At 69.9% G+C, this 17,343-nt stretch carries 18 protein-coding genes; 6 read left to right on the forward strand and 12 right to left on the reverse strand.

Translation table 11 applies throughout. The features are described from left to right. Positions 1 to 23: 23 nt before the first annotated feature. Entirely contained in the window at positions 24 to 1,967 is a 1,944-nt protein-coding gene (gene dnaG, locus MCHUDSM44219_RS16015) for a DNA primase (protein ID WP_048419229.1), read from the reverse strand. 4 nt (positions 1,968 to 1,971) lie between these two features. Then, a complete protein-coding gene (locus MCHUDSM44219_RS16020) occupies positions 1,972 to 3,258 on the reverse strand; it encodes a deoxyguanosinetriphosphate triphosphohydrolase (RefSeq protein ID WP_048419230.1) in 1,287 nt (428 codons plus the stop codon). Positions 3,259 to 3,336: 78 nt separating this feature from the next. On the opposite strand from MCHUDSM44219_RS16020, the gene MCHUDSM44219_RS16025 reads away from it, so the two are divergent. Continuing rightward, positions 3,337 to 5,334 (forward strand): TPM domain-containing protein, encoded by a 1,998-nt coding sequence (locus MCHUDSM44219_RS16025; protein WP_048419231.1) that lies wholly within the window; start codon positions 3,337 to 3,339, stop codon positions 5,332 to 5,334. A gap of 148 nt (positions 5,335 to 5,482) precedes the next feature. Next, positions 5,483 to 6,367: a type IV toxin-antitoxin system AbiEi family antitoxin gene (locus MCHUDSM44219_RS16030; protein WP_048419315.1), complete on the forward strand. Its 885-nt coding sequence runs from the start codon at positions 5,483 to 5,485 to the stop codon at positions 6,365 to 6,367. Between the two features lie 71 nt (positions 6,368 to 6,438). On the opposite strand, the gene MCHUDSM44219_RS16035 is transcribed toward MCHUDSM44219_RS16030, so the two are convergent. Further along, positions 6,439 to 7,830, reverse strand: coding sequence for a glycine--tRNA ligase (locus MCHUDSM44219_RS16035; RefSeq protein ID WP_048419316.1), 1,392 nt, complete (start codon positions 7,828 to 7,830; stop codon positions 6,439 to 6,441). A gap of 245 nt (positions 7,831 to 8,075) precedes the next feature. On the opposite strand from MCHUDSM44219_RS16035, the gene MCHUDSM44219_RS16040 reads away from it, so the two are divergent. Continuing rightward, entirely contained in the window at positions 8,076 to 8,441 is a 366-nt protein-coding gene (locus MCHUDSM44219_RS16040; RefSeq protein ID WP_048419232.1) for an ArsR/SmtB family transcription factor, read from the forward strand. Beyond that, positions 8,438 to 8,836, forward strand: coding sequence for a Fur family transcriptional regulator (locus tag MCHUDSM44219_RS16045; protein ID WP_048419233.1), 399 nt, complete (start codon positions 8,438 to 8,440; stop codon positions 8,834 to 8,836). The genes MCHUDSM44219_RS16040 and MCHUDSM44219_RS16045 overlap by 4 nt, the downstream gene beginning before the upstream one ends. On the opposite strand, the gene MCHUDSM44219_RS16050 is transcribed toward MCHUDSM44219_RS16045, so the two are convergent. Genes MCHUDSM44219_RS16050 through recO form a run of 4 tightly spaced genes read right to left on the reverse strand, consistent with a single transcriptional unit; the run spans position 8,833 to position 11,104 of the window. Further along, positions 8,833 to 9,018, reverse strand: coding sequence for a hypothetical protein (locus MCHUDSM44219_RS16050; protein ID WP_048419234.1), 186 nt, complete (start codon positions 9,016 to 9,018; stop codon positions 8,833 to 8,835). The two genes, MCHUDSM44219_RS16045 and MCHUDSM44219_RS16050, sit on opposite strands and share 4 nt — an antisense overlap. A 10-nt stretch (positions 9,019 to 9,028) precedes the next feature. Further along, a complete protein-coding gene (locus MCHUDSM44219_RS16055; protein ID WP_048419317.1) occupies positions 9,029 to 9,439 on the reverse strand; it encodes a hypothetical protein in 411 nt (136 codons plus the stop codon). Continuing rightward, complete coding sequence (locus MCHUDSM44219_RS16060) at positions 9,439 to 10,335, reverse strand: decaprenyl diphosphate synthase (protein ID WP_048419235.1); 897 nt, start codon at positions 10,333 to 10,335, stop codon at positions 9,439 to 9,441. The genes MCHUDSM44219_RS16055 and MCHUDSM44219_RS16060 overlap by 1 nt, the downstream gene beginning before the upstream one ends. Then, positions 10,268 to 11,104, reverse strand: a complete 837-nt coding sequence (recO, locus tag MCHUDSM44219_RS16065; protein ID WP_048419236.1) for a DNA repair protein RecO — start codon at positions 11,102 to 11,104, stop codon at positions 10,268 to 10,270. The genes MCHUDSM44219_RS16060 and recO overlap by 68 nt, the downstream gene beginning before the upstream one ends. A 63-nt stretch (positions 11,105 to 11,167) precedes the next feature. On the opposite strand from recO, the gene MCHUDSM44219_RS16070 reads away from it, so the two are divergent. Both MCHUDSM44219_RS16070 and MCHUDSM44219_RS16075 read left to right on the forward strand, forming a co-directional pair. Continuing rightward, positions 11,168 to 12,670 (forward strand): amidase, encoded by a 1,503-nt coding sequence (locus MCHUDSM44219_RS16070; protein ID WP_048419318.1) that lies wholly within the window; start codon positions 11,168 to 11,170, stop codon positions 12,668 to 12,670. A 10-nt stretch (positions 12,671 to 12,680) separates the two neighbouring features. Continuing rightward, positions 12,681 to 13,166 (forward strand): CAP domain-containing protein, encoded by a 486-nt coding sequence (locus MCHUDSM44219_RS16075; protein ID WP_048419237.1) that lies wholly within the window; start codon positions 12,681 to 12,683, stop codon positions 13,164 to 13,166. Here MCHUDSM44219_RS16075 and era read toward each other — a convergent pair. The 5 genes from era to MCHUDSM44219_RS16100 are packed head-to-tail and all read right to left on the reverse strand — an operon-like array spanning position 13,163 to position 17,316. Next, entirely contained in the window at positions 13,163 to 14,065 is a 903-nt protein-coding gene (gene era / locus MCHUDSM44219_RS16080; protein WP_048419238.1) for a GTPase Era, read from the reverse strand. The genes MCHUDSM44219_RS16075 and era overlap by 4 nt on opposite strands. Beyond that, a complete protein-coding gene (locus tag MCHUDSM44219_RS16085) occupies positions 14,062 to 14,379 on the reverse strand; it encodes a cytidine deaminase-like protein (protein ID WP_048419239.1) in 318 nt (105 codons plus the stop codon). Before MCHUDSM44219_RS16085 ends, era begins: the two co-directional genes overlap by 4 nt. Next, the gene (locus MCHUDSM44219_RS16090; RefSeq protein ID WP_048419240.1) at positions 14,376 to 15,686 is read right to left on the reverse strand and encodes a hemolysin family protein; all 1,311 of its coding nucleotides are present in this window, start codon (positions 15,684 to 15,686) and stop codon (positions 14,376 to 14,378) included. The genes MCHUDSM44219_RS16085 and MCHUDSM44219_RS16090 overlap by 4 nt, the downstream gene beginning before the upstream one ends. Further along, entirely contained in the window at positions 15,683 to 16,255 is a 573-nt protein-coding gene (gene ybeY / locus MCHUDSM44219_RS16095) for an rRNA maturation RNase YbeY (protein ID WP_048419241.1), read from the reverse strand. Before ybeY ends, MCHUDSM44219_RS16090 begins: the two co-directional genes overlap by 4 nt. Before the next feature lie 8 nt (positions 16,256 to 16,263). Beyond that, positions 16,264 to 17,316: a PhoH family protein gene (locus MCHUDSM44219_RS16100; RefSeq protein WP_048419242.1), complete on the reverse strand. Its 1,053-nt coding sequence runs from the start codon at positions 17,314 to 17,316 to the stop codon at positions 16,264 to 16,266. Positions 17,317 to 17,343: the final 27 nt, after the last annotated feature.

Below are 17,343 nucleotides of genomic sequence, written 5' to 3' on the forward strand. Positions count from 1 at the left end.
ACACCATAACCCGGCGAGCCGGTTCACGCAGTCAGGTCGTCGCCACTGGCTTGTTCGAGCAGGCTGCGCCGATAGGCCTCCATCGCCACCAGGTCGCCGAACAGCGCGTGGTACTCGTCGCCCTGCTCCACCGGCGACATCCGCTGCAACTTCGACTTCACCTCGGCGATCTGCCTGCCGATCCAGACCTCCTGAAGCCGAGCCAGCACGCCGCCGATGTAGCGGGGCAGTTTGTCCTCGTCGGCGTTGATCGCCTCCGCGCTCAATTCGTTGACCAGGCCGGCCGCCGGCGGGCTCGCCACCTGGTCGCGGACCGCCTCGATCCACTGCGCCCCGGTCAATCCGCCGGATGTGCCGCCGGCGGCCTCGATCGCCGACCGGACCGCCGCGTACCCGGGGTGGGTGAAACTCTCGGCGGCCAGTGAGTCGAACACCGGACCGGCCAGCGCCGGATACTGCAGCGCGGACTTGAGCGCCTCCCGCTGCGGCCACAGCGTCGGGTCGGCCGGATTGGGCCGGTCTGCAGTGGGCGCGGCTGGACGAGACCGAGACGCGGGTGCCGGCTCCGCCGCCGCGCGGCGGCGCGTCCGGTCCGGCATACCCCGCTTGGCGGCCTCCTCGCGCACCCGGGTCAGCACCTGGGCCTCGTCGCGCCATCCCGTCCAGCCGGCCAGCCGGCGGGCGTACTCGTCACGCAGCGCGTAGTCCCGGATCCGGGCGACCAGCGGCACGCACCGGCGCAGCGCATCCACCTGAGCCTGCGGGTCGTTGTCGAGGACGTCGCCGGCCGGGATCAGGCTGCGAATCGCGAACTCGAACATCGGGATCCGTCGCGCCACCAGGTCCCGCAGCGCTCCGTCACCCGACTTCAGCCGCAGATCGCAGGGGTCCATGCCGTCGGCGGCCACCGCGACGAACGACTTCCCGGACACCTGCTGGTCACCGTCGAACGCCTTGAGCGCCGCCGCCTGCCCCGCGGCGTCGCCGTCGAACACGAAGATCAACTCGCCGCGATACCAGTTGTCGTCCATCATCAGCCGCCGCAGCAGCCCGAGGTGACCGTCGCCGAATGCGGTGCCGCACGACGCGACCGCGGTGGTCTCCCCCGCCAGGTGCATGGCCATCACGTCGGTGTAGCCCTCGACGACGACGGCGCGGTGCGCCTTGGCGATGTCGCGCTTGGCCAGATCGAGGCCGAACAGCACCGCCGATTTCTTGTACAGCACCGTCTCGGGGGTGTTGACGTACTTGGCTTCCATCTGGTCGTCGTCGAAGATCCGTCGCGCCCCGAAACCGATCACCTCACCGCCGCTGGCCCGGATCGGCCACAGCAGCCGGCGGTGGAAGCGGTCCATCGGCCCGCGGCGGCCTTCCCGCGACAGACCGGCGGCTTCCAGCTCCTTGAACTCGAAACCCTTACGCAGCAAGTGTTTTGTCAGCGAGTCCCAACCCGACGGGGCGAACCCGCACCCGAACTTCGCTGCGGCGTCGGCGTCGAAGTTGCGGTCGATCAGATACTGGCGGGCCGGCGCGGCTTCCGGGCTCTGCAGGGCCTCGGCGTAGAACTCCTGCGCGGCGGCGTTGGCGGCCAGCAGCCTGCTGCGGCTGCCGCGATCGCGCTGAACGTTGGTGGTCGAGCCGCCGGTGTAGGTGACGGTGTAGCCCACGCGGTCGGCGAGCAGCTCGACGGCCTCCACGAAGCTGACGTGTTCGATCTTCTGCAGGAACGCATAGACGTCGCCGCCCTCGCCGCACCCGAAGCAGTGGAAGTGGCCGTGGTTGGGGCGGACGTGGAACGACGGGGACTTCTCGTCGTGGAAGGGGCACAGCCCCTTGAGGGAATCCGCGCCGGCGCGGCGCAACTGAACGTAGTCGCCGACGACGTCGTCGATGCTGACGCGTTCCCGGATGGCGGCGATGTCGCGGTCGGGGATCCTGCCCCGTGCCCTCGTCCCGTCGCCCGCCACGCGGTCAGTCTAGAGGCCGCGGGGTGCGCGCCTCGTGCACTCGTTCCAACCGGCCCTCGGTGTAGGAGGCGATCTGATCGACCACCACGCGCAGCCGGGCGCCGTCGTCGTCGGCCGCGACGAATTCGGCCGCGAACTGCGGATCCAGGCTGCCCGGCGCCTGGCCCCACAGCGCCAGCGCGACCTCCTGGACACGGATGCGCTGATCGGCCTGGATCTGCAGGTGCCGGTGGTCGGACATGATGAAGTGCAGCGCAAGCGTCTTGAGCACCGCGACCTCGGCGCGCACCAGGGTCGGCACCTCGAGATCGGCATCGAAGCGGCGCAGCGGCCCCGGCCCCGCCGCGGCCCTGGTCGCGGTGACGGCCGCATTGGCGAACCGGCCGACCAGCTCGCTGGTGAGAGTCTTGAGCGCCACCGACGCCGCGAGCGTGCCGTCGAACTTTCCGACGGCCGCCACCACGGGGACCTGCGAGAGCCGTTCGGCGGCGGCCATCAGGTCCTCGGGCGTCAAGGTCGGAAACGATCCCGCGCCGACGTGCCCGAGCGACGCGGCCGCGTCCGCGTCGGCCAGCACCCGCAGGTCGATGCGTCCGGAGATGACGCCGTCCTCGACGTCGTGCACCGAGTACGCGACGTCGTCGGCCCAGTCCATCACCTGGGCCTCCAGGCACGGCCGTTCGGCGGGCGCGCCCGCGCGCACCCAGTCCGCCGCGGCCATGTCGTCGCCCGGGAAGCCGCCGTAGAAGCCGAACTTGCGGCGTTCCCCGACCCGCGGCCACGGATACTTGGTGACCGCGTCCAGGGCGGCCCGGGTCAGGTTCAGACCTGCGCTACGCCCTTGTGCGTCAAGCACTTTGGGTTCCAGCCGGGTGAGGATCCGGAAGTTCTGCGCATTGCCCTCGAAACCCCCGTACGTCTTGGCGATCTCGTCGAGGGCGCGTTCGCCGTTGTGCCCGTAGGGCGGATGGCCGATGTCGTGAGCCAGGCCGGCCAGGTCCACGAGGTCGGGATCGCAGCCGAGCCCGATGGCCATGCCGCGGCCGATCTGAGCCACCTCCAGCGAGTGCGTCAGCCGGGTCCGGGGTGTCTCGCCCTCGCGCGGGCCCACCACCTGGGTCTTGTCGGCGAGCCGGCGCAGAGCCGCGCAGTGCAGCACACGAGCGCGGTCGCGGGCGAAGTCGGAGCGGTGCTCGGTGTCTGTCCCGGGCAGGGCGGCGCTCTTCGCCGGCTCGGCCACCAGCCGCTGGCGGTCGGACGCGTCATAGCGGTCCTGCTGTCGTGGGTTCACCGAACCACAGTCTGCCAGCACGGCGCAGCGTTCCCGACGCACGCTCGCCTCCCGGTGCAGCCCACTACATTGACGTACATGCGCATTGCCCGATGGCTCGGCCTGCTCGGCGTCCTGTGGATCGCTGCGGGCCTGCTCGCCCCCGGCGCGGCGGCCGAGCCGCCGCTGCGGCTGCCGACCTACCTCACCGACCGGGCGGGAGCGCTCGACGCCGCGGGTACCGGTGAGGTGCAGGGGGCGATCGACCGGCTGTACAACGACCGGCGCATCCGGCTGTGGGTGGTCTACGTCGACGACTTCTCCGGCCAGGACGCGCAGGCCTGGGCGCAGAGCACCCGCCAGCGCAGCGATCTGGGTGACCAGGACGCGATCCTCGCGGTGGCGACCGTCGACCGCGCCTATGCGTTTCTCGTGCCGACGGGCGCGCTGGGCGGCGTCGACATCGACACGCTCCGCCGCGACGAGGTCGAACCCCTGTTGCGCGACGGCGACTGGGCCGGCGCCGCCGTCGCCGCCGCGAACGGCCTGAACAAGACGGGCGGTTCGGGCGGTTCGGGCAGCTGGCTCGGGATGGTCATCGCGCTGGGCGTCATCGTGGTGGCGCTCGTGGTGCTGGTTTTCTGGCAGCGCCGTCGACGGCGGCGCCGCCGGGAGGCCGAGATCGCCGCCGCCGAGCGGGTGGACCCGTCGGATCCGGCCGCGCTGGCCGGGGTGTCCCTCGACGCGCTCGACGAGCTGTCCCGCCGGATCGTGGTCGAGGTGGACAACGAGGTGCGCACCAGCGAGAGCGAATTGGCGCTGGCGGTCGAGGAATTCGGCGAGCAGGACACCGCGGCGTTCAGCCGCGCGGTCGCGAGCGCCAAGACCACGCTGGCGCAGGCGCTCAACGTCCGGCACATCCTCGACGACGCGGTCCCCGAGACACCGCTGCAGCGCCGCGACCTGCTGACCCGTGTGGTGGTCGCCGCCGCGAAGGCCGACCAGGAACTCGAGGCCCAGCGTGAGGCGTTCGCCCAGCTGCGCGATCTGGTGATCAACGCCCCGAGCCGGCTCGACACACTGACCCAGCAGGTGGTGGACCTGACCGCGCGGCTGGACCCCGCCGGCCAGACATTGGCGCGGCTGAAGGCGCAGTTCGCCGAGACGGCCCTGGTGTCGGTCGCCGAGAACATCGACGAGGCCCGGCAGCGACTGACCTTCGCCGAGCAGAACATCGACACCGCCCGCGACCTGGTGGCCCGCCCGGCCGACCGGCAGGGCGGCCTCGTCGACGCCATTCATGGGGCCGAGGCCGCGCTGGGGCAGGCCCGCACACTGCTCGACGCGGTGGACAGCGCGTCGACCGACATCAACCGGGCGGTGGCCGGGCTCCCCGCTGCGATCGCCGACGCGCAGAACGGCATCACCGCCGCGGGTGCTCAACTGGCGCAGGGCAGTATCGCCGTGGCGACCCAGCTCAGCGCGGCCCGCGACGCCGCCGTGCAGGCGGTCTCGCATGCCCAGAGCGCGGGCGCCGCCGATCCGCTCGGCGCGTTCACGCGGCTGACGCAGGCCGACGCCGAACTCGACCGGCTGCTTCACGACGTCGCGCAGGAGCGCGAGACCACCGAGCGGCTGACGCGCACCTACGACCAGGCGTTGTTCACCGCGCAGTCGCGGGTGCGCGCGGTGTCGGACTACATCGACACACGCCGCGGCGTCATCGGCCCCGAGGCGCGCACGCGACTGTCCGAGGCGGTGCGCCAGCTGCAGGCCGCGCAGGACAAACGGGCGGTCAACCTGAACGAGGCGATCGCCCACGCCAACGGCGCCGCGATGCTCGCCGCGCAGGCGCAGTCGCTGGCCAACGACGACGTCGTCGCCGCCCAGCGCCACTACAGCGGACCGTACGGCGGTGGCGGCGGGGGCCAGATGGGTGCCGTCATCGGCGGCATCATCCTCGGCAACGTGCTCTCCGGCGCGATGCGCGGCGGCTTCGGCGGCGGCGGGTTCGGTGGTGGGTTCGGTGGCGGCGGCTTCGGCGGTGGCTTCGGCGGCGGAGGCGGCGGGATGAGCGGCGGCGGCGGCCGCTTCTAGGTTCTGCCGCGAGCGTGCGTGTCTGCAGGCAACACGCCGAGTGATTCCCTGAGTTCGCGCACGCTCGTCATCCCCAACCGCACTGTTATCCACAGACGACCCATCCGGTGTCACTCGGGCGCCCGCGGGTGTGCGCACGATCGTCGTCATGACCGAACTTCAGTCGCTGTTCGCCGCCCAAGACGGCGTCGCGACCACCGCCCAGCTGCTCGAGCACCTCAGCCGGAGCCGGCTGGACCGAGACATCCTCAGCGGAGAGTTGATCAAGGTGTGGCCCGGCGTCTACAGCCCGTCCGTGCCCGACGCGATGACCAGATTGCGTGGCCTCGACCTGCGCGCCGGTGTGCCGGTCGCGATCTGCCTGGGCACCGCGGCGGCCGCCTTCGGGTTCGACGTTCAGGACACTGATGACCTGCACGTGCTGACCCCGCCCGGCCATCAACTCCGCGACAGCGACGGCTTGGTGGTGCACCGGCGCGACGGCGCACCGCTGACCCTGGTGGACGGGCGGCCCGCCACCGCCGCCGCGTGGACAGCGGTCGAAGTGGCGCGATCACTGCGTCGCCCCCGCGCCCTCGCCACCCTCGACGCGGCGCTCCGTACGGGGACCTGCGACCGTCGGCAACTCCTCGCCGCAGCAGCCGGGCAGGCGGGCAGACGCGGCATCGTCGCGGCGCGGGAGTTGATCCCGCTCGCCGACGCTCGGGCGGAATCGCCCATGGAGAGCGAGACCCGACTGGTGATGCACGACGGCGGTCTGCCTGCCCCGGAATTGCAGTACGAACTGGTCGACCGCAACGGCCGCACGTGGCGCCTCGACTTCGCGTGGCCGGAACTGCGCGTCGCCGTCGAGTACGACGGCTTCGACTGGCACAGCGACCAGGAGCAATTTCGGCGCGACCGTCAGAAGCGTGCGGCGCTCAACGAGGCGGGATGGTGGCTGCTGTCGGTGGTGTTCGACGACCTCCGTGTGCGCTCATGGGACATGTTGCGGCGCATCGAGATCGCCCTCGAGCGCGCGCAGGCGGCGTGAGCGTGCGCGAAGTCGCCGAAATGCATGGCGTGTCGGCTGCAGACACGCACGCTCGCCGGGAAAGGAGAGACTCAGCAGCCCTTGAGTCGCGTCGCGAGGTAGTCGCTCGCCGCGTCGATCGCGACACGCTCCTGGGTCATCGCGTCGCGCTCGCGGATCGTCACCGCGTGGTCTTCGAGGGAGTCGAAGTCCACGGTCACGCAGTACGGCGTGCCGATCTCGTCCTGGCGGCGGTAGCGCCGGCCGATCGCGCCGGCGTCGTCGAACTCGACGTTCCAGGAGCGGCGCAACTCAGCCGCCAGGTCGCGGGCCTTGGGCGACAGGTCGGCGTGCCGGGACAGCGGCAGCACCGCCACCTTCACCGGCGCCAGCCGCGGGTCGAGCCGCAGCACGGTGCGCTTGTCGACGCCGCCCTTGGCGTTGGGCGCCTCGTCCTCGTGGTAGGCGTCGACGAGGAACGCCATCAGCGAGCGGGTCAGACCCGCTGCGGGCTCGATGACGTACGGCACGTACCGGGTGTCGCTGGCCTGGTCGTAGAACGACAGGTCGACACCGGAATGCTTGGAGTGCGTGGACAAGTCGAAGTTCGTCCGGTTCGCCACACCTTCGAGCTCGCCCCACGGGTTGCCCGCGAAACCGAACTTGTACTCGATGTCGACGGTGCGGTCGGAGTAGTGCGACAACTTCTCCTTGGGATGCTCGTAGAGCCGCAGGTTGTCCCGGTCGATGCCGAGATCGACGTACCAGGCCAACCGGGTGTCGATCCAGTACTGGTGCCACTCCTTGGCGGTGTCCGGCTCGACGAAGAACTCCATCTCCATCTGCTCGAACTCGCGGGTGCGGAAGATGAAGTTGCCCGGGGTGATCTCGTTGCGGAAGCTCTTGCCGATCTGGCCGATACCGAACGGCGGCTTCTTGCGCGCCGTGGTGACGACGTTCGCGAAGTTGACGAAGATGCCCTGCGCGGTCTCGGGCCGCAGATAGTGCAGCCCTTCCTCGGTCTCGATCGGACCGAGGTAGGTCTTGAGCATCATGTTGAAGTCGCGCGGCTCGGTCCACTGGCCCTTGGTGCCGCAGTCCGGGCAGACGACCTCGGTCATCGGCACCGAATCGGGACTGGAGAAGCCCTTCTTCGCCCCACCCTTTTCGAAGTACGCCTCCTGCATGTGGTCCTGCCGGTGCCGCTTGTGGCAGTTCAGGCACTCCACCAGCGGATCGTTGAACACCTCGACGTGGCCGGAGGCCACCCACACCTCGCGCGGCAGGATGATGGCGCTGTCCAGGCCGACGACGTCGTCGCGGCTGGTGACCACCGACCGCCACCACTGCCGCTTGATGTTCTCCTTGAGTTCGACGCCGAGTGGCCCGTAGTCCCACGCCGACCTGGTGCCGCCGTAGATCTCGCCGGACTGGAACACCAGCCCGCGCCGCTTGGCCAGGTTCTCCAGCAGTGCACCGCCGATGCCCTGCACGNCTTGATGTTCTCCTTGAGTTCGACGCCGAGTGGCCCGTAGTCCCACGCCGACCTGGTGCCGCCGTAGATCTCGCCGGACTGGAACACCAGCCCGCGCCGCTTGGCCAGGTTTGCAACGGTGTCGATGATCGAGGAAGTTCGGGCCACGGCTCCACAGCGTAGTGGGGCCGCTGCGCCGCCCCGCGCCTCACATGCCGATTGACATGCACAGGCACGCATGTATCGTGAATCCTAATGAAAATCGTTTCCAGTATCGGGGAGCAGCGGCACGATCATGCCGGCGCCCCGGCGCCCGCGCTCCCGCCGCGCGCGGTCCTCGACACCGCGGGCGATCTGCTGCGCGCGTTGGCCGCACCGGTGCGCATCGCGATCGTGCTGCAGCTGCACCAGGAGGCCCGCTGCGTGCACGAGTTGGTCGACGCGCTCGATGTGCCGCAGCCGTTGGTGAGCCAGCATCTGCGGATCCTGAAGGCGGCCGGCGTGGTCGCCGGTGAGCGTTCGGGCCGGGAAGTGGTGTACCGCCTGGTCGACGATCATCTCGCCGAGATCGTCGTCGCCGCGGTGACGCACTCGGCCGAGAACGAGGAGCACCAACCGTGACCGGGGCGATCCGCGCGACCCGGCAACGCGCCGCGCTGACCGCGCTGCTGGAGAACATCGACGACTTCCGCTCCGCCCAGGAACTGCACGACGAGCTGCGCAAGCGGGGCGAGGGCGTCGGCCTGACCACGGTGTACCGCACGCTGCAGCAGATGGCCGCCGCCGGCGCCGTCGACACGCTGCGCACCGACACCGGCGAATCGGTGTACCGGCTCTGTTCGGAGCAGCATCACCATCACCTGGTGTGCCGGCAATGCGGGTCGACGGTCGAGATCTCCGGCGGTGAGGTCGAGACGTGGGCGGCCGAGATCGCCCGCAATCACGGCTTCTCCGATGTCAGCCACACCATCGAGATCTTCGGGATCTGTGGGAGCTGCGGCGCTTCGAGTCGCTAGCGCCGACGGCGCCAGCCGGCGACGGCGACGACCACCCCGACGATGACGATGATCGGGCCCAGCACCGACCAGGTGGTGGTATTGCTCATCGGGCTGCCGCCCACCGCTCCGACGCCCTGCAGCGTGAACAGCAGGCCGAACAGCGCGACCACGATCCCGACGACGACCAGACCAATACGCACGCCAACGACCCTAGGCCACCAGCGCGCGGCGCACATCGGCGCCGATCGCCAGCACCATCAGCACAAGGGTGCGCAGCGCGTCGTCGGCCAGCCCCGCGGCCGGGAAGTTGTACCGCAGCAGCACATCGCCGGTCTTCTTCGGCCCGCCCGAGCCTTTGGCGCCGATCTTCTCCACCATCGACACCGTCCCCAGCAGGGTGTCCTGCGCATGCTTGGCGACCTCGGCGCGCATCGCCGCGTTGAGCGGCAGATCCCAGGCCAGCACCTGCGTCAGGGACACCATCTCCAGACCCTCGGCGATCGTCACCACCCGCAGCGAGGCGAAGGTCTGCTCGTGCTGGACGGTCAGCGCGCCGTCGTCCTCGCGCTGCACCGGCAGGATCTCGGCCAGCACCGCGGGCAGACGCTCGGCGAGCTCCATCACGCCCTGCCGAAGCGCCTGTTGCGGTGCACGTACTCCTCGCACGCCGCCCACAGGTCACGGCGGTCGTAGTCGGGCCACAGCTTGTCCTGGAAGACGTACTCGGCGTAGGCGGCCTGCCACAGCAGGAAGTTGCTCGCCCGCTGCTCCCCCGACGTCCGGATGAACAGGTCCACATCGGGGATGTCGGCGCGGTGCAGGTGTTTGGCGAAGCTCGCCTCGCTGATGCGGGCCGGATTGATCTTGCCCTCGACCGCTTCCTGGGCCAGTTGACGCGCCGCCTCGACGATCTCGGTCCGGCCGCCGTAGTTGACGCAGTAGTTGATCGTGATGACGTCGTTGTCGACGGTCATCTCCTCGGCGATGTCGAATTCCTTGATGACGCTGCGCCACATCCGGGGCCGCGACCCCACCCAGCGCATCCGCACGCCCATGTCGTTGAGGTTCTCCCGGCGCCGGCGCACCACCTCGCGGTTGAAGCCCATCAGGAAGCGGACCTCGTCGGTGCTGCGCTTCCAGTTCTCGGTCGAGAACGCGTACACCGTGAGGTGCTTGATGCCGAGCTCGATCGCTCCGCAGGTGATGTCGATGAGCACCGCCTCGCCCATCTTGTGGCCCTCGGTGCGGCCGAGCCCGCGCTGGGTGGCCCACCGTCCGTTGCCGTCCATCACGACCGCGACGTGCTGGGGCACCTGGTCGGCCGGGATCAGCGGCGCTGCCGCCTTGGAGGTGTGCTGCGGCGGGCGGGCGAACTTGCCGTTGGTCTTGGGGGGCAACTCCGGGAAGATCACCGGCCAGGAGGACTTGTCCGGGAACGTCGGATAGTCGTCAGGCGCCGGGGGCAGCTGAGGGTAGCTGTTCTTGCCCTTCCGCCTCCCGGTCCGTTCCGTTGCCATGCGCCACATCCTGCCTGATGGTCTGCCCGCTCTTCCGGTCCACCCGCTCCACGAGGGGCAAAGTTCGCAACTGTCGTTCCAAATGCCACTGCAGGTGCGCGGCCACCAGTCCGCTGGCCTGGCTGCGATGCGACGCAGTGGACGTCTGGGCATGCTCCCAGTCGCCCTCGTACAGCGCCGCCATCAGATCGACCACCCCCTGGGGCGGGGTCACCGAGCCCGACGGCCGGCAGTGCACGCACACGCTGCCGCCCGCGGCGACATGAAAAGCCCGGTGCGGGCCCGGGGCGGCGCACCGGGCACACTCCGTCAGCGCCGGCGCCCATCCGGCGATCCCCATCGCGCGCAGCAGGTAGGCGTCGAGCACGAGTTCGCGGGGGCGGGCCCCGTCGGCGACCGCGCGCAGCGCGGCCACGGTGAGTCGGTGCAGGGCGGGCGCGGGCGCGTGTTCCTCCCCGGCGATCCGCTCGGCGGTCTCGAGCATCGCGCAGGCGCAGGTGTAGCGGCCGTAGTCGCTGACGATGTCCGAGGCGAACGCGTCGATCGCGGCCACCTGGGTGACGATGTCGAGATTGCGGCCGGGATAGAGCTGAACATCGATGTGCGCGAACGGTTCCAGCCGCGCCCCGAACTTGCTGCGGGTGCGCCGCACCCCCTTGGCCACCGCGCGCACCAGCCCGTGATCGCGAGTGAGCAGACTCACGATCCGATCGGCTTCACCGAGCTTGTGCTGACGCAGCACCACCGCCCGGTCGCGGTACAGACGCATCTGGACAGTCTTCCACTGTTCGCGGGTGAAACCGAGTTCGCAGCGCCGATACTCTGGACAGTGATGGCCGCAACTCCCGCTCCCCGCACCCGCTTCCCCACCCTGGGAAACCAGCTCTTCGCCCTCGCCAGCGGCAGTACGACGTCCGTCGACCTGGTCCGCCGGTCTCTCGACGCGATCGAGGCGAGCCAGCCGACCCTCAACGCCTTCCGTGTGGTGCTCCGCGAGTCCGCGCTCGCCGAGGCTGCCGCCGCCGATCGCAAACGCGCTGCCGGACATAGCAATTCGGCACTCCCCCTGCTCGGCATCCCGATCGCGGTCAAGGACGACGTCGACGTCGCCGGCGTGCCGACCCGGTTCGGCGCCGACGGTGAGGTGACCGAGGCCGACGCCGACGCCGAGGTGGTGCGGCGCCTGCGCGCGGCCGGCGCGGTGATCGTCGGTAAGACCAACACCTGCGAGCTGGGTCAGTGGCCGTTCACCAGCGGGCCGGCGTTCGGACACACCCGCAATCCGTGGTCGCGTGAGCACACCCCGGGCGGATCGTCGGGCGGCAGCGCCGCGGCCGTCGCGGCGGGTCTGGTGGCCGCGGCGATCGGCTCCGACGGGGCGGGCAGCGTGCGCATCCCCGCCGCGTGGACGCACCTGGTCGGCATCAAACCGCAGCGCGGACGGATCTCCACCTGGCCACTTGCCGAGGCGTTCAACGGGATCACGGTCAACGGGGTGCTCGCCCGCACGGTCTCCGATGCCGCGCTGGTGCTCGATGCGGCCTCGGGCAACGCCCCGGGTGATCTGCACACCCCGCCGCCGGTGCAGGTGTCCGACCACGTGTCGCGCGCGCCCGGTCCGCTGCGGGTCGCGCTGTCGACGAAGTTCCCGTACACCGTGTTCCGGGCGACGCTGCACCCGGAGATCCGCGCGGCGCTCGAGGCGGTCGCGCAGCAACTCGAACAGCTCGGCCACACGATCGTCGCCGCCGACCCCGACTACGACCTGCGCATGTCGTGGAACTTCCTGGCCCGCTCGACGGCCGGGATCCCGCACTGGGTGGACCGTTTGGGGCACCGCGTGGTCTGGGACAAGCGCACGGTGGCCAACGCCCGGATGGGGCGGCTGCTGTCCGAGCACGTCCTGCGCAAGGCCCGCGCCCACGAGGCGGTCACCCGGCAGCGGATCGGCTGGATCTTCAACCTGGCCGACGTGGTGCTCGCCCCGACCACCGCACTGCCCCCGCCCCGGGTCGACGCGTTCGACGGGCGCAGCGGCCTGGCCACCGACCGGGCGATGATCCGCGCCTGCCCCGCCACGTGGCCGTGGAATCTGCTGGGCTGGCCGTCCATCAACGTGCCGGCGGGGTTCACCACCGACGGGTTGCCGATCGGCGTGCAACTGATGGGCCCGGCGCACAGCGAACCGCTGCTGGTGTCGTTGGCGGCCGCCCTGGAAGCGGTCAACGGCTGGGCGGTCCATCAGCCGGAGACCTGGTGGGACACCCGCGCCGCGGCCCCGCCGGCGGAGACCAATCTGCCCGCTCCGCACTCGGTCGCCGACGAGGTCGCGTAGTCTCCCGGCTGTGACCGCCTTCTCGATCCTGCGCGCGCTGCCTGCCGCGGCGCTGGTGGCGGGCGCGATCGTCGGGACTCCGGCCGCGCACGCCGACAACAAGCGCCTCAACGAGAGCGTCGTGGTCAACGTCTTCACGATCCAGAAGCAGCACGGCTGCCCGACCGAGATCAAGATCAACCCGCAGCTGCGGCTGGCCGCGCAGTGGCACACCAACGACGTGCTCAACAACCGCGCACTCGACGGGGACATCGGCTCCGACGGCTCGACCGCACAGGACCGTGCCAACAAGGCGGGCTTCGTCGGTACGGTCTCGGAGACGGTGGCGATCAACCCGGCGCTGGCCATCAGCGGCATCGAGATCCTGAACCAGTGGTACTACCGGCCCGACTACATGGCGATCATGAGCAACTGCGCCAACACCCAGATCGGTGTGTGGTCGGAGAACAGCCTGGACCGCACCGTGGTGGTCGCGGTGTACGGGCAGCCGACTTAGAAACCCAGCCGGCCGAGCTGTTTGGGATCGCGCTGCCAGTTCTTCGCGATCTTCACGCGCAGGTCGAGATAGACCTTGGTGCCGAGCAGCTTCTCGATCTGCGTGCGCGCGGCGGTGCCCACCTCGCGCAGCCGGGCGCCGCCCTTGCCGATCACGATGCCCTTCTGGGAGTCGCGTTCGACGTAGAGGATCGCGTGGACGTCGATCAGGTCGTCGCGCCCCTCCCGGGGTTCGACCTCGTCGATCACCACCGCCAGCGAGTGCGGCAGCTCGTCGCGCACCCCTTCGAGCGCGGCCTCGCGGATCAGCTCGGCCATCAGCACTTCTTCGGGTTCGTCGGTGAGTTCTCCGTCGGGGTAGAACGCCGGGCCGGGCGGCAGCTGCGCGACGATCACGTCGGTGAGGACGTCGAGCTGGGTACCCGAGGTGGCCGACACGGGCACGATCTCGGTGTCGGGGCCGACGAGCTCGCTGACCGCCATCAGCTGTTGCGCGACAGCGTCTTTGGACACCTTGTCGATCTTCGTGACGATCGCGATCAGGGTGGTCTTCGGCGCGACGGCGCGGATCTGTTCGTAGATCCAGCGGTCTCCGGGACCGATCTTCTCGTCGGCGGGAATGCACAGCCCGATCACGTCGACCTCGGAGTAGGTGTCCTTGACCAGGTCGTTGAGCCGCTGCCCGAGCAGGGTGCGCGGCCGGTGAAGACCCGGGGTGTCGACGAGCACGATCTGGAAGGTGTCACGGTGCACGATGCCCCGGATCGTGTGCCGGGTGGTCTGCGGGCGGTTGGACGTGATCGCGACCTTGGCACCGACCAGTGCGTTGGTCAGCGTGGACTTGCCGGTGTTGGGCCGCCCGACGAAACAGGCGAACCCGGACCGGAATTCGTCGCTCATCGCGGGTTGCCGGCCCTGTCGGTGACGATGACCGCCGCATCGGCGGACAGTTCGCGTACCGCGGCGACGCCGGGGTCGTCGTCCGCGCCGCCGACGAGCACCGCAGCCTCCAGACCCGTCGCGCCGCTGGACACCGCCGCCGCGACGGCGGCCTGCAACGCGGTCAGCTCCAGCGCGGCCAGCGTCACCGGCGCACCCGCGTAGGTGCGGCCGTCGGCGTCACGCACCGCCGCGCCGCTCGCGGCCTCGGCGCGGCCCATCGCGCCACGCGCCAGCACGACGAGTTTGGCGTCCTCGGTATCGAGTTCGGTCATTCCCGTCCTTCCTGTCCGTCGCTGTCCGGCTCCGATTCGGGTTCGGTGGGACTGACCAGCACGGTGCCGACACGGACGCGGCCGCGGGGGTCCGGTCCGCCCTCGGCGCGCAGCATCAGCCCGTCCCAGGTGATCTCGGCGCCCGGCAGCGGCACCCGGCCCAGTTCGAGGGCGAGCAGGCCGCCGACGGTGTCGACGTCGAGGTCCTCGTCCACCTCCAGGTCGTAGAGCTCGCGCAGATCCTCGATGGGCAGCCGTGCCGACACCCGGTACTGGCGGTCACCCAGTTCCTCGACCGGCGCGACCTCGTCGGTGTCGTACTCGTCGGCGATCTCGCCGACGATCTCCTCGAGCACGTCCTCGATCGTCACCAGCCCGGCGATCGCGCCGTACTCGTCGACCAGCAGCACCATGTGCACGCGGTCGAGTTGCATCTCGCGCAGCAGCGCGTCCAGCGGCTTGGAGTCGGGCACGAACGCCGGCTTGCGCATCACGTCGGACACCTTGGTGTCCCGGCCGCCGTTCCTCGAGGAGTAGGTGCGTTGCACGAGGTCCTTGAGGTAGACCACGCCGACGACGTCGTCGACGTTCTCCCCGATCACCGGGATGCGGGAATGCCCGCTGCGCACCGCCAACGACGTGGCCTGCCCCGCCGTTTTGTCACTCTCGATCCACACCATCTCGGTGCGCGGCACCATCACCTCGCGGGCCGGGGTGTCGCCGAGTTCGAACACCGACTGGATCATCCGACGTTCGTCGTCGGCGACCACGCCGCGCTGCTGGGCCAGGTCGACGACCTCGCGCAGCTCGATCTCCGAGGCGAACGGTCCGTTGCGGAACCCGCGGCCCGGCGTCAGCGCGTTACCGATGAGCACCAGCAGCCGGCTGACGGGGGCCAGCACCACCGAGATGCCCTGCAGCGGAAGGGCCGACACCAACGCGATCGTGTACGCGTTCTGCCGGCCCACGGTGCGCGGACCCACCCCGATGGCCACGAAGCTGATCACCGTCATGATCGCCGCGGCGGTCATCAGGCCGCCACTGACACCGAGGTAGTCGTCGAGGTAGGCCGCGAGCAGCACCGTCGCGCTGACTTCACACGCAATGCGCAGCAGCACAACGAGATTGATGTATCTCGGCCGGTCGACCATCACCTGAGCCAGCCGGACGGCGCCGGGGCGCTCGTCGCGCACCAGCTCCTCGACGCGGGCGATGGACACGGTGCTGATGGCCGCGTCGATCGCGGCGAAGAGGCCGGCGAAGCCGATCAGGAAGATCGCGCCGATCAGCTGTCCGAGCCCGGTCACGGAGTGTCGCCGTGGTTCAGATCATCGCCGTCGTTCGAATCATCGAAGTATCGGGACTTGTCCAGCAGCCTGCGGTCTTTCTCGTTCTGCCGGTCCTGGTGGTAGGCCTCGACCTGCTCGGCCACCCACTCCTCGAGCAGCTGCCGCTGCAGCGCGAACATCTCTTTTTCCTCGTCGGGTTCGGCGTGGTCGTAGCCCAGCAGATGCAGCACGCCGTGCACGGTCAGCAACGCCAGTTCCTGACCGAGGGTGTGGCCGGCGTCGGCGGCCTGGCCGGCGGCGAACTCGGGACACAGCACGATGTCGCCGAGCATCTCCGGACCCGGCTCGGGGGCGTCGGGCCGCCCGCCGGGTTCGAGCTCGTCCATCGGGAAGCTCATCACGTCGGTGGGACCCGGCAGATCCATCCAGCGCATGTGCAGATCGGCCATGGCCGCGGAGTCGAGCAGCACCATGGACAGCTCGGCGGCGGGGTTGACGTCCATCTTCCGGATCACGAAGCGCGCGACGCTGACGAGTTCGGACTCGGAGACGTCGATGCCCGACTCGTTGGACACCTCGATGGTCATGGTTCGCGTTACCGCCTCGGCCGGTTCCCGGTGCCCGAGCGTCGCTGCGCCCGGTTCATCAGGCTCGGCTCCTCGGCCCGGGCGTAGGCGTCCACGATCTCGGACACCAGCCGGTGCCGGACCACGTCGGCACTGGTGAGCTCGGCGAAGTGGATGTCGTCGATGCCGGCGAGGATGCGTGTCGCGGCGTTGAGCCCCGATGGCGCGCCGCCGGGTAGATCCACCTGCGTGATATCGCCTGTGACAACGATTTTCGAGTTGAAGCCGAGCCGGGTCAGGAACATCTTCATCTGCTCGGCGGTGGTGTTCTGCGCCTCGTCGAGGATGATGAACGCATCGGAGATCGTGCGGCCGCGCATGTAGGCCAGCGGCGCGACCTCGATGACCCCGGCGCTCATCAACTTCGGGATCAGCTCGGGGTCCATCATGTCGTGCAGCGCGTCGTACAGCGGGCGCAGATACGGATCGATCTTCTCGCTCAGCGTGCCGGGCAGGAAGCCGAGACGCTCCCCCGCTTCCACCGCGGGCCGGGTCAGGATGATGCGACTGACCTGCTTGGTCTGCAGGGCGCTGACGGCCTTGGCCATGGCCAGATACGTCTTGCCGGTGCCGGCCGGGCCGATGCCGAACACGATGGTGTGGTTGTCGATCGCGTCGACGTAGCGCTTCTGGTTGAGCGTCTTGGGCCGGATCGTCTTGCCGCGCCGGTTGAGGATGTCCAGCGTCAGCACCTCGGCCGGCGACTCGTCGACCGTGCCGTCCTGCATACCGGTGAGCATCGCGACGCTGTGGCGTACCGCATCGGGCGTCAGCCGCTGGCCACTGCCGGCGATCTCGATCAGCTCGGAGATCGCCCGCTCGGCCAGCGCGACGTCTGCCGGTTCACCGGACAGGGTCACGGCGTTGCCGCGGGCGTGGATGTCGGCGGAGAGCAGCGTCTCGAGTGCCCGCAGATTCTCGTCGGAGCGGCCCAGCAGGCCCACGACCAGGTCGGGCGGAACGGTAATGGTGCTGCGGACCTGTGATGCGTCCGAGCCAGCGTTCGTCTCGCGGGGCGTCACGTGGGCTTTTCTGCCTGCTTCCTGTGC

The organism is Mycolicibacterium chubuense (assembly GCF_001044255.1).
GTDB lineage: Bacteria > Actinomycetota > Actinomycetes > Mycobacteriales > Mycobacteriaceae > Mycobacterium > Mycobacterium chubuense.